Below are 13,023 nucleotides of genomic sequence, written 5' to 3'. Positions count from 1 at the left end.
TCCCCCTGGCAAAATCTGTTTTAAGTGGATTTGTTGTGTATCGATACTTGCCATGTTGGGTTTTATTACTTTATTTGTTTTGCGTATATACAAGGCGGATATGAATTTTGAATATGGCAGAAGGATATTGAATTATTCCGAGAGAGAAAATTCAGAACTGATGGTTGATAAAGGACTGTTCTTTATCAACAGGGCAGTCCTTCTCAACCCATATGAAACCACGTACCGTGACGAATTATGCAAAGTATATTTACAAAAAGCATCAAATACAAATGATGAGAAATGGATACAAAAGGCATTTGTCCATGCGGGTAATTCTTTAGAGGTTATTCCGGAACATTTTGTAGGGTTTTTTCATTTTGGCATGATTTATCAGATGTTAGCGGAAAAATTTAATCGGCCTACGATTGATCAGGCGATTGATTTTTATAACAAAGCAATAGACATGGACCCTTTTCAGGCACAATTTCACGGCAATCTTGGGTTTTTATATCTAAATAAGGGGAATACTGATCGTGCGCTGGAGGAATTCTATCAGGCGTATTTGATTCGGCCAGCAACTGTCACCTATTTAGAGCGGTTGACTAATATTTATTTACAAAAAGGAGAGATTGAGAAGGCATTATATTTTGCGGAAAAGGCGGTTGAGATAAATCCTGCAGAACCTGTATATTATAATAATTTAGGCGCTATTTTTCTTAAAAAAGGCATGCCGGATAAAGCGATTGAGAGTTTCAAAAAGGCGCTGGATCTTAGCCAGAACGGACAAGTTTACCTGGAGAATTTAACAAATGCCTGTTTATCTGCGGGTAAATATGAAGAACTTTTGGATTGTTACAAAAAACTCATTGAACGGAATCCTTCCGTTGCAGACTACTATAATAATGTTGGCGTTATTTATAAAAGAAAACAACAATATGATGAAGCCGTCCGATATTCGCAGAAGGCAGTGGCATTGGCGCCTGAGAATCCCATTTATACACACAATTTAGCGGGGGAATATGTTGATTTACAGCAGCATGGCGTGGCAGAAACCATTTTGCGCGAGTTTAATATGGCCCACCCGGAGCATGGTTACGTAAATATTCATTTGCTACTTGCAGATATTTACCTGAAGAATTTCGACTGGGAAAATGCAATGCGCGAGTGCCAGAGAGTAATCCAAATAGATAAGAAATCAATCGACGCCCACAGGATACTTGGTATTGTTTATTATAATATGAAACAATATGAATTGGCGAAGGATGTGTTGGAAAAAACGCTAACGCTTGCGCCAGATGATAAGGTTGCCCTGGAATTACTCGAAAAGATTGCAGAAAAAACCAAGGGGTAAAAAATGGCGACGGCGAGGTTCGTATGAGTGGTTGTTTTTCCCGTTGCTTCCTTATAGTATACCCTAAGCTGGCATAGCCAGAACCAAACAAGCACGAAATAAAAAATACGAAATTCGAGGTACGAAATACGAAACAAATTCGAATAACAAAGCATAAAATCCTAAACATACAGCAATATGAAGCGCGAAATGCGAGATACAAAAGGTGCACTTGTTTAGAATTTCAAATCATTTTGTCATTAGAATTTGTTTCGGATTTCACAATTATCGGATTCTACCATCATAATATTGAAAACGCACATGGACGTCTTTTTTAACCCCTCATCGGTTGCCATTATCGGCGCTACGGAAAAAGCCGGCAGTTTGCCTGGAATTATACTGAAAAATCTTCTTGATATGGGTTTCTCCGGAAGGATTTATCCCGTAAACCCGAAATATAAGGAGGTTTTTGGCTTACAATGTTTTCCAGCCCTGTCTGATATTTCTGAGGAAATTGCGCTTACCGTTATTGCCATACCAGCTTCGTTTGTATTGGAAATCGTGAAGCAGCAGGCGCAGAAGGGAATTCATTATGCCGTAATAATCAGTGCGGGATTTCGTGAAATGGGCGCAGAGGGTATTCAAATGGAAGAGGATATCCGGAAAGTTGCGCTTGAAAATAATATTCGCATTATCGGCCCCAACTGCCTGGGGGTTTTAGATAATTATGCGAACTTTACCACATCTTTTTTGTCATGGGAAAGGATTACTAAACCAAAAAGGGGCGCACTCTCCATTCTTTCGCAAAGCGGGGCATTTGCCATCACTGTATTGGATTTAGCGGCACAGGAGGGAATAGGTATCGCTAAAATGGTGAATTACGGAAACCGGATGGACGTGGGAGAGTCCGATCTTTTGCCGTTTTTAAAGGAAGACTGTCATACAAAAGTTGTCGCCATTTATATGGAATCGGTTGATCATGGAAGGCGTTTTATTGAAGCCGCAAAAGCCTGTTCCAGGGAAAAACCTATTGTAGCGTTGAAAGTAGGAAAGGGCGCTGCAGGGGTAGCGGCTGCTAAATCGCATACCGGGGCAATTGCAGGAAACTATGAAATATATAAAGCGGCATTTCTGAAGGCAGGCATTATTGAGGCAAATGGCCTTGAAGAATTTATTGATGGGATAAAGGCCCTTTCCATGCAATCCCCTCCCATGGGTAACAAAATATTAATTGTAACAAATGGAGGGGGCTTTGGCGTTATTGTGGCGGATTATTGTGCCGAAAATGGTTTGGAAGTGACTCCCCCTTCGCCTCAGTTAAAGGAGAAATTAAAGGAAAAATTCGCAAAGTATTACGTTGTGAATAATCCTGTAGACTTAACGGGAAGCGCGTGCGATGATGATTATCGCGTTGTTTTGCAAGCTTGTATGGTCGAAAGCGACGAATATGACGCTGTTATTATTATACCGCTTATGTCGCCTAAAGGGATGTCTGAGAAAATAGTAGCCGTTATTGATGAGACGATGAAGGCGTCGGGGAAACCCGCTGTTGTATGTACTGTTGGCGGAGTTTTCGCCACGAAGATAAAACGGTTATTGGAAGAACGGCATTATCCCGTATACCCCTCTCCGGAAAGAAGCGCAAAGGCCATGTCCATGTTGCTAAAAAGAAAGATGTTGCAGGCGCATTAAAGAAAAGGAAGATAAATAAAAAATTTTCATTCACAATTAAATTGATTTTTGGTAAAAATAATAAGGCGTTGGTGCCGGGGAAAAGCCTTGGGAGTATATTGCTCAGTTTTGGGCTTATCTGAGCAGCTTCGACACCGACGCTCTTTTTTTTCTTTATACAAACTGTAAGGGCGAAGCATTTGCCATAAATTGTCATAAATGCGTTCGTACCTAAACTGGCAAATGCTTCGCCCCTATCCAGGTAGAATTGCTACCGTGTCTTAAGCCGATAAATAATAAACATATAGTTCTTGAACAGAGAACATGACGGCCTTTACCTTTATGGAAAATATCATTCTTTATGGCACCTCTTGAAATAGAAAAATCTGATCTCCAGTCAATTGAAAAGATAGTAAACGGCCGTACAAGGATTAAAAAGGAAATTGCAAAGGTCATTATTGGCCAGGAAGACGTTATTGACGAACTTCTCGTTGCCCTTTTTTGCAAAGGGCATTGTCTTTTTGTGGGAGTTCCAGGCCTTGCGAAGACCTTGCTGGTAAGTACGTTAGCAGATGTTTTGAATTTGAAGTTTAATCGCATACAGTTTACGCCAGACCTCATGCCTGCGGATATCACAGGCACAGATATTTTAGAGACGGATCACGATACGGGAAAAAGGTTTTTTAAATTTATTAAAGGCCCTATCTTCTCCAATATTTTGCTTGCGGACGAAATTAACCGCACACCTCCAAAGACGCAAGCTGCTCTTCTTCAGGCGATGCAGGAAAACAAAGTGACTGCAAGCGGCGCTACCTATAAACTTGATCCCCCTTTCATGGTGTTTGCTACCCAGAATCCCATTGAACAGGAAGGCACCTATCCTCTGCCTGAAGCACAACTTGACCGGTTTATGTTTCAGATTAATGTAGAGTATCCTTCCAGGGAAGAGGAAATAGAAATTGTGAGAACCACCACATCTGCTTTTAAACCCTGTGTTTCTAAAGTATTCAGTCCCGAAGAAATAATACATCTTCAGGAATTGGTTACCAGGGTGCCTGTTGCTGATCATGTGCTTGACTATGCCGTAAGATTGGTTCGCGCTTCCAGGCCAAACGATTCAGAGGCGCCTGATTTTATTAAAAAATGGATTAGCTGGGGGGCAGGCCCCCGCGCGTCGCAGTATCTTATCCTTGGCGGCAAGGCCAGGGCGATACTGGATGGCAGGTATGCAGCGACGTGCAGCGACGTTCGCAAGCTTGCAAAGTCCATATTACAACACCGCATTATCACGAATTTTCATGCAGAAGCCGAAGGGAAAACATCCCTTCACATTATCGACCAGTTGGTTGACGCCATAAAAGAATGAATGAAACACGGCGCAACATAGCCGCAACCGCATCCCCCCTCTCTTTTTCCCCTTTTGCAAGGTTCGGCAGGGGGAGTGTAAAAAAATACGAAATTCGAAGCACGAAATACGAAACAAATTCTAATGACAAAATGATTTGAAATTCTAAACAAATGCCTCTTTTGTATCTCGCATTTCGTGCTTCATATTGTTGTATGTTTTGGGTTTGTTTTGAATTTTATGCTTTGTTATTCGAATTTGTTTCGTATTTCGTATTTTGCAATGCGTGGACTACTTCTAAAAAATGCCTGAAAATCCTTTCGATCCAATAACACTCTCAAAGATTGCGAATATGGAATTGCGCGCAAGGCTGGTAGCGGATGCGGTAATGTCCGGCATTCATAAAAGCCCTTACACCGGTTCCAGCATCGAATTCCTTGAGCATAAAGAGTATTCTCCCGGCAATGAGATAAAACATATTGACTGGAAGGTACAGGCAAAGACTGATAAATATTATGTAAAACAATTCGAGGAAGAAACAAATCTTAAAAGCTACCTCTTTGTCGATACCAGCGGTTCTATGGGATATAAGTCAAAAGGGGTAAGCAAACTTGAGTATGCAATTACCCTTGCGGCCTCTCTCTCGTATCTGCTCCTAAGACAGTCCGATCTGGTGGGATTGGTTTGTTTCCGCGAAGGCATGAAGCAGTATGTGCCTCCGCGGTCGAGGCTTTCCCATTTTTATGCGATAATCAAAACACTTGAAGGATTAGAGGCAGGGGGTGCGTCCAATATCGGCGCCGTTCTTAAAGAATTTGCTGAAAAGATCCGCCATCGTTCATTAATTATCATCATATCTGATTTTTTTGATAATAGGGAAGAAATTATACGGCAATTAAAATATTTCCATTTTAAAAAGAACGAAGTATTATTATTTCATATTCTGGACCCTTATGAACTCACCTTTCCATTCGAAACAATTACTTATTTTGAATCGATGGAAGATGATAGAAAGATACTGGCAGACCCAAAGACGATAAAAGACCGGTATCTGGCAGAAATAAACCGCTTTATTGATCAATTCAAAAAAACATGCCTTGAAAATCAGATAGATTACTGGCTGATAGATTCTTCCACACCTCTTGACCAAACGTTAATTCAGTTTTTGGCGCGAAGGGAAAATGTCCTCCGTTCAATCATCAAGATATGACGCACCACGGTATCAGTAATTTCTTTGCATTATTTGGCAAAATATTTAATGGAGAAATCTGAAACACAAAATACGAAATCCGAAGTCCGAAATACGAAACAAATTCGAATAACAAAGCATAAAATTCAAAACAAATCCAAAACATCCCTGTCTGCGTGCGGTCATGCACAGGCAGGCAACAATATGAAGCATGAAAAGTACGATACGAAAGGTGTACTTGTTTAGAATTTACATCATTTTGTCATTAGAATTTGTTTCATATTTCTGACTTCGAATTTCGTATTTTTCATTTCATGTTTGTTTAGTTTCTGGCTATGCCAGCTTAGGTATCTGTTTATTACCATTTTTGTGGGGGGATATAATGCATGGCACATCATTTTAAGAATGCGGAAGAATGTTGGAGGTCTATCCTGTCAGATGTAAAAGGAAACGCCAATTTACTGAGCGAAATCAAAAAATTTGCGGAAGAAAACACTGCTCCGGCAAAGATCGTTTTTGGGACATCCGGCTGGAGAGGGGAAATGGGCACAGACTACACATTTCATACGGTGCGCATAGTAACCACCGCAATAATCGAAATGTTTAAAAACGCAGGCGCTGAATTACTGGGCGCTTTAGGGGCGGAGAATTTCGGGGATATAAAAAAACGCGGCATAATTGTGGGACACGATAACAGGTACCTTGGGCTTGAATTTGCAAATGCTGTTATGGGTTTATTGTCTAAGGAAGGCATCAGGGTGTATTACACGGGTGAAGCGACCACACCTGAACTGTCTGCCTCTATTGAAATGGTAAATGCCGCCGGTTCGATAAATTTAACCCCTTCGCACAACCCTGCCAATTATGCCGGGTTTAAGTTTAATCCGGCCGATGGAGGCCCTGCCGGTGCTGAGATCACAAATGTCATAGAAAGGAATGCAAACCAATTAATGGCAAAAAACAAAATCATACCGGCGATTTTGCCCGGAGATGTAGAGAAGATAGATACCATAAAACTTTATAAAGATTTTCTTCTGCGCCGGGGTACATTAGATATTGAGAAAATCAGGCGATTTATTCAAAACGAAGATTGTTTTATTTGCATAGATCATGTTCATGGCGCATCAAGAAAAAGGCCTGCTTCAATTGTCGGAGAAAGCAATAAAATATCTTATCTGAGAACGGAAGGCGACTATTTGTTTGGCGGCATTCCTCCGGAGCCTTCCGCCAGGAATATACAACCGGCAATGGATATACTGAAGGGAAGAGGAAACAGATTTAAGCTGGGGGTGGTTATTGACCCGGACGGAGACAGAATACGATTTACTGACGGAAACAGAGATATCACCATAAACCATTTTGGCGCGATGGCGCTCCACTTTTTACATACGTATAAAAACATTTCCGGCGTATTGGTAAAGTCGGTAGCAACCAGTAATTTTGGAAATGCCATTGCTCAAAAACTGGGTATTCCGGTAAAAGAAACAGCCGTAGGGTTTAAGAATTTCAGGCCCTATATGCTACAAAAAGCCAGTGAAAGGGCAATTGTCGCCTACGAAGAGAGCGACGGAATAACCGGGTACAACAATACCCTTGAAAAAGACGCCTTGTTTGGCCTTTTGATCGCCATTGAAATGATGGCTGTTACAGGAAAAAACATCAGTGAATATCTTTGCGTGCTGGAAGAAGAATTCGGCGCATACTATCCTGAAAGGGCAGGAATTGAGGTCGCACGTTCTCTGGCAGGGGAACTGCTGGCAAAAAAACTTTCACAACTAATGGAAAGATTTAAAACAGGTGAAGAATTTTTGATAGGTGAAAAGAAGAAGAAAATAGCTTCTGTTATCACCACGGACGGCATTAAAATAGTACTGGACGATAATTCCTGGTTTTTGATTCGGCCGTCCGGCACGGAACCAAAAGTAAGATTTTATACAGAAACAAGATCTCAGGGTGAAGCGGCGACAATGATTGACGCCGTAAAATCCATTACAAAAGAGGCACTTGAATAGGATTCAATATCATTTAGAACAGGAGAGCAGATATGTCGATTAAGGAAAATCTGGAGAATGTAAAACAAAACATCGCCAATGCAGCAATTAAAGCAGGAAAGAAGCCGGAAGATATCACCCTGGTGATGGCAACAAAAACGGTGGATGTTGACCGGATACGTGAAGCAATCAAGGCCGGCGGAAATATCATCGGCGAAAACAAAATACAGGAGGCGCTCAAAAAATACCAGGAACTGAAAGATGAAAAGGTGGAATGGCATTTTATTGGGCATTTGCAGACAAATAAAGTAAAAGATGCCCTGAAATTTGCACATATGATACATTCCGTAGACAGACTTCCACTGGCAGAAAAACTCGATCACCGGCTTATGCAGGAAGGACGTTCCCTTGATATCCTTATACAGGTCAATACTTCTCATGAAGAGAGCAAGTATGGCGTAGAACCTGAAAAGGCAATATCCCTGATAAAACAGATAGCAAAATATGACACGTTAAATATTCGTGGACTTATGACTATCGGGTTATTTACAAAGGACGAGGTAAAGATCCGGAAGTGCTTCAAAGTGTTGAAAGCACTTTGTGACAACATTGTAACGGAAGGGATCGATAGGGTGCAAATGGACTACCTATCCATGGGAATGACAAATGATTACCAGATAGCTATTGAGGAAGGCGCAAACATGGTAAGAATCGGCACGGCAATTTTCGGGGCAAGAAATACTCCCGATGCATATTACTGGCCATCGGAAAAAACGGACCAGTGAGATTGTGCAACAAAAGAACTATTGAAAAGGTATACGCCATATTATTGCTGGATTCGTCGCGAAAGGGCCGCACCTTAATCCACCCTGCACTGGTTCAGGATAGAAGAGGGTTTGCTGGGTTTTCCTGAGGGAAAGCAGCAAATCAAGAAACAGAAAATTTGAAGAAAATGCGTTCTTCAAAAGAAAAGGCGGAAGTGGCTGCAAATTGCGACCACCTTAAAAAGCTTAAATATTCTTCTGCCCTGGAAATTCATGGCAGACGTTCACGGCAAGAAAACCAGAAGTTTAGTAACACTTTAGTCTTTTGAAACTGGAAATTGTCATTTGTAGTGCGACGAGGTTCGTCGCACTATTTGAGTAGACCCTATTCCTTTTGTTTGTAGGTATAAAGAAGATGGTAGTTTGATTATAATAACAGTATATGTCCTAAGGGATGAAATATGATTTGTGAATTTTGCGGTAAGCAAACAGTTGAGAGAAAGGTAAAAAGACAACACCGGCTTCGCGGCAGGTTATATATTGTCGAAAATGTGCCTGCAGAGGTTTGTACTGAATGCGGGGAACGATACTTTCATGCCAGGGTTCTTGATGAAATAGATCGCTTTCTTGAGACGTCACATACTGTAAAGGATAAGATAGAGGTCGAAGTTGTGAGTTTTTAAAAAATAGAAACATCTGAGGAAGGCTGGACGGGCTGGAAAGTTAAAAAGGATAATTTCTGCAGGTACTATTCCTGCTTTTCTTGCTTTCCTTAGCGGTAGGATAGGTAATAAATGAATATACACATACGCAAAACAGTATCAATTGAGTCCCTTTGGTTGCGGAATTAAAGAAAATGGCTTATTATTCAGAAAAAATTCATGGCAGACGTTCACAACAAGAAAACCAGAAGTTATAACATGTCAAAGATTAGGAGCAAGGGCACAAAACCGGAACTCATCGTCAGGAAATTTCTTTTTAGGAATGGTTTCAGATATAAACCTCATGATAAAATGTTACCTGGCAAGCCAGACCTTGTTTTCCCGAAATACAAAACTGTTGTATTTATTCATGGCTGTTTCTGGCACGGTCACGACGGCTGTAAATATTTCGTAGTACCTAAAACTTGCAGAAAATGGTGGCTTGATAAGAAGAATATCAACACTGAAGAAAAAAAATCAAAATAACATTTACAGAATATGGCAACAAATCTTTGGACAAGGGATGAGCTTATACTTGCTTTTAATCTCTACCTGAAATTACCATTTGGTAAAATGCACAGCCGCACTCCGGAGATTATTCATCTAGCTAACATTATGGGAAGAACGCCAGACGCAGTTGCAATTCGCCTGACAAACTTTGCACACATCGACCCTTATCATCAACAAAGAGGAGTTAAAGGAATGTCAGGCGGAAGAAAACAAGTGGAACCTATTTGGAATGAATTTATCAACGATAAAGATAAGTTGGTTTTTGAAAGTGAAAAGATTTTAGCAGAAAAAGAAAATATGACAATTGAAACAAAGTTTTCTGAAATTCTTTACGGCACTAAAGACCTGAAAGGCGAAAACAAAATCAGAGAAGTAAAAACAAGAGTAAATCAAAATTTTTTCAGGCAAGTTGTTATTGCAAACTATTCAGGAAAATGTGTAATCACGAGAATTGATATTCCAGACTTGCTGGTAGCAAGTCACATTATTCCCTGGTCAAAAAATGAAGACGAAAGATTGAATCCGGAAAATGGAATTTGTTTTTCCGCCTTATATGACAAGGCCTTTGATAAAGGATACATCACTATCACAGAAAAGTACGAAGTTCTAATTTCATCGGCTTTGAAGAAAAAAGAAAAAGAAGATTATTATTTAAAATACTTTTCTCATTTGTCTGGAACTAAATTATTGCTTCCAAAAAAATATCATCCAAGAAAAGATTTTCTCCAATATCATCTTGATTCAATTTTCAAGGGGTAAATCTTTCTGCATGAAGGATTGAGGCGGAAATCCTTTGATGAAGTAAACTCTTTATTCAAAAGTGCGACAAATTTTCTGACGCGAAGCCTTAAAGACCTGCAAAACAAAATTGATATTTCGAATGAGGCGCATGAACTTGCCAGCCTTATAACTGAGTGCAAAGGTGAAATCAGGACTGCAAAGATTGTTCTGATTACAGACGGAATAACCCAGAAGATACCAGCGGGTATAGATGAAATCGGTGGCATCGAGATTATCCGTACCATCTGGGATATTGAAAGATCGTGCCATTATTGTCGAACGGGGGAGAGAGAGAAGATAACAATTGAATTTACGGAATACTGCGGCGGGCCATTACTATGTGTGGTTAGAAAAAACGAAACGAACATCTATTCTACATATCTTGGATTCATTCCGGGCATAGTACTCGCAAACATGTATGCCAAATGGGGTATTAAAATGCTTGATATGAATGTACGCGTCTTTCTCTCTGCCCGCGGCAATGTCAATAAAGGCATCAGGGAAACCATACTGAAAGCGCCTGACATGTTCTGCGCCTATAACAATGGTATAACTATTTTTGCCAGGAGCGTTGAAATTACATCCTCAGAAGCGGGTTTAGGTTTGGTACATGCCGAAGATTTTCAGATCGTGAACGGCGGGCAGACAACGGCGTCTTTCTATCATACCCAAAAGAAAGATCGCGCAGCCCTTAATAATATCTTTGTTCAGATGAAGCTGACAGTTATTCACAACCCGGAAGATGTACCCATGCTTGTTCTGAAGATTAGTGAATATCAAATACGCAGAACAAGGTTCAGATGGCAGATCTTGCCGCAAACCTATCGCCCCATCAGGAAATACAGACTATTTCAAACACCATCCTGTCGCCTGACCCTACCGGTGGTTCCCAGCAGACATATTGGTTCTACGAGCGTGCCAGGGGTAGTTATGAAGAATGCAGGAATTTTGTGGCAAAAACTCCTGCACAAAAACGACAGTTCGATGCTTTGAGACCGAAACATCAGAAGTTTGACAAGAGCAAGTTCGGAAAAGTTTGGAACACTTACCTGAGATTGCCCCATGTAGTAAGCCTGGGGGGGACAGAAAAATTTCGGATGGTTCAACAAATGGCTGCGAGAACAAAAGGATGAAGACTGGAAAGCGTTTTTCAGAAAGACGGTCGCTTTGATTGTCCTATGGAATTCGACTGAAAAGATTGTACGCAGGCAGGGTTTCCATGGGTATCATCACAATATCGTTGCATATGCACTTGCATGGCTATTTCATCTGACGGATTCCCGGATTGACATGGAAAGGATATGGCAGAAACAAGCAGTTGGAGAACCAATTACTGATGTATTGGAGTCTATGTCACGGATTGTAAACGAACATATCCGTAACACCCAGCAAAATGTAACAGAGTACTGCAAGAGGGAGGAATGTTGGGACAAATTGAAAGCCAGGGATTTTGTGTTGCCGGGAAGTATCCGGGGTGAATATATTTCAGAAAGCAGTTGCGGGAAATACGATCCCACAATTTCGGGAGAAAACAAAGCTGTTGAATTCTGCAAGAACAAAGGCAGCAAAGGATGGCTTGAATTATACAAATGGCTCAGGGAGGGTAGGTTTTTGACCCCGAACGAGCGTTTTCAAAGTTTCAATATGGTTAACTTTCTCCAAAAGGGTAAAGAACCGCCTGTTGCATTGAGCATTCTTTGTAAAAGAATTTGGGAAGAAGCAGAGATTCGGGGATGGAATTACACGCAATAGCCGTAAATGAATCTTACCTGAAAATGACGGCTTATTACCTTCCCCGGCCATTGGATTAAAGGCTTTCTGATATACAATTGACTCGGAATAGCTGCAGGACATAAGAAATAAATGCTTTATTTGTACCTTGACGAAAGCGGAGACCTGGGGTTCGACTTCTTTGCGAAGAAGCCATCGGAATTCTTTACCGCTCGATATATATCACTGGACATCGCACGAAAATATGGGATTGCAGGCGGTTGATACGTTTTCATGGGGAATATTCAGGAAATATGAAAAGAAAGACTACGAATGGTTCAGCGTATTCAAAGGAAATGTGAGACATGATACGATCTATTTGCCTGAAAAATAAAAAAGAGCGCGCCCTGTGAGCTTGTTTCGCCATAGTTTTGCCAACCTCCGGAAGGGAACACCATGGACAACCCACAGCGGTCTTACCGCTCTTTTTGCAATTTTCATTTTATTTCCTTTGTTTGTCAAGAAATATTTGTTGAGAAACAATACCGAAGAACTGGTAAAACACCTGGCAAAACGCAAAACCCCTGCGCGCGGTATTCCGCGATAGCTCATACGGCAGCGACAGTGTAAAAATCAATTTGGAACAAATCTTTAAACTATTATCCCCGGGTACTTAAGTGCGAACGATTTAGGGAAAGAACCACAGATGAATACAGATAAACGCGGATTTGGATTCGAAAAACTGGTTGTGTTGTTTGAACAGACACAGAGTGAGCTACAGAAACAGGCGGCCCGCTTGGTTGATATTGCTTTAGTAATTCGCAACTGGCTCTTTGGCTGGTATATCGTGGAGTTTGAAAATGGCGGTGCAGAGCGGGCGGAACTGTATGGCAAGAAACTTCTTCAATGCCTTTCTGCGGAGCTCAAACAGGCTGGGCTGAAAGGTGTTTCACTAACTAATTTGAAGCAGTTCAGGCTGTTTTACGAAACCTACAAAGAGATTGGTCAGGCGGTGCCGGACCAATCTTCTATTGATACAACCAACTGAGG

At 41.0% G+C, this 13,023-nt stretch carries 13 protein-coding genes; all 13 read left to right on the top strand.

Features of this window, described 5'->3' with window-relative positions:
- Positions 1 to 1,333: tetratricopeptide repeat protein (locus ABJL82_RS15825; RefSeq protein ID WP_347275674.1), on the top strand; the 1,333-nt coding region annotated here is incomplete at its 5' end.
- Positions 1,334 to 1,633: 300 nt separating this feature from the next.
- Positions 1,634 to 3,004 carry a CoA-binding protein gene (locus ABJL82_RS15820; protein ID WP_347275673.1) on the top strand — a complete coding sequence of 457 codons (1,371 nt, stop codon included), beginning with the start codon at positions 1,634 to 1,636 and terminating at the stop codon, positions 3,002 to 3,004.
- 340 nt (positions 3,005 to 3,344) lie between these two features.
- Entirely contained in the window at positions 3,345 to 4,349 is a 1,005-nt protein-coding gene (locus tag ABJL82_RS15815; RefSeq protein ID WP_347275672.1) for a MoxR family ATPase, read from the top strand.
- 283 nt (positions 4,350 to 4,632) lie between these two features.
- A complete protein-coding gene (locus ABJL82_RS15810; RefSeq protein ID WP_347275671.1) occupies positions 4,633 to 5,538 on the top strand; it encodes a DUF58 domain-containing protein in 906 nt (301 codons plus the stop codon).
- A 365-nt stretch (positions 5,539 to 5,903) separates the two neighbouring features.
- Entirely contained in the window at positions 5,904 to 7,529 is a 1,626-nt protein-coding gene (locus ABJL82_RS15805) for a phosphomannomutase (RefSeq protein WP_347275670.1), read from the top strand.
- Between the two features lie 32 nt (positions 7,530 to 7,561).
- Entirely contained in the window at positions 7,562 to 8,293 is a 732-nt protein-coding gene (locus tag ABJL82_RS15800) for a YggS family pyridoxal phosphate-dependent enzyme (protein WP_347275669.1), read from the top strand.
- 440 nt (positions 8,294 to 8,733) lie between these two features.
- A complete protein-coding gene (locus ABJL82_RS15795) occupies positions 8,734 to 8,955 on the top strand; it encodes a YgiT-type zinc finger protein (RefSeq protein ID WP_347275667.1) in 222 nt (73 codons plus the stop codon).
- 198 nt (positions 8,956 to 9,153) lie between these two features.
- Entirely contained in the window at positions 9,154 to 9,459 is a 306-nt protein-coding gene (gene vsr, locus ABJL82_RS15790) for a DNA mismatch endonuclease Vsr (RefSeq protein WP_347275666.1), read from the top strand.
- 12 nt (positions 9,460 to 9,471) lie between these two features.
- Positions 9,472 to 10,242, top strand: a complete 771-nt coding sequence (locus ABJL82_RS15785; protein WP_347275665.1) for an HNH endonuclease — start codon at positions 9,472 to 9,474, stop codon at positions 10,240 to 10,242.
- Between the two features lie 18 nt (positions 10,243 to 10,260).
- Positions 10,261 to 11,256 carry an AIPR family protein gene (locus ABJL82_RS15780; protein WP_347275664.1) on the top strand — a complete coding sequence of 332 codons (996 nt, stop codon included), beginning with the start codon at positions 10,261 to 10,263 and terminating at the stop codon, positions 11,254 to 11,256.
- A gap of 120 nt (positions 11,257 to 11,376) precedes the next feature.
- Entirely contained in the window at positions 11,377 to 12,015 is a 639-nt protein-coding gene (locus ABJL82_RS15775) for an AIPR family protein (protein WP_347275675.1), read from the top strand.
- 160 nt (positions 12,016 to 12,175) lie between these two features.
- Positions 12,176 to 12,367 carry a hypothetical protein gene (locus tag ABJL82_RS15770; RefSeq protein WP_347275663.1) on the top strand — a complete coding sequence of 64 codons (192 nt, stop codon included), beginning with the start codon at positions 12,176 to 12,178 and terminating at the stop codon, positions 12,365 to 12,367.
- Positions 12,368 to 12,679: 312 nt separating this feature from the next.
- Positions 12,680 to 13,021 (top strand): DUF1016 N-terminal domain-containing protein, encoded by a 342-nt coding sequence (locus tag ABJL82_RS15765; protein ID WP_347275662.1) that lies wholly within the window; start codon positions 12,680 to 12,682, stop codon positions 13,019 to 13,021.
- The last annotated feature ends 2 nt before the right edge of the window (positions 13,022 to 13,023 follow it).

The sequence above is a fragment of the Candidatus Kuenenia sp. genome (assembly GCF_039794105.1).
Lineage (GTDB): Bacteria > Planctomycetota > Brocadiia > Brocadiales > Brocadiaceae > Kuenenia.
The sequence above is the reverse complement of the archived record's forward strand: the minus strand, read 5'-3'. Positions and strand labels throughout refer to the sequence as shown.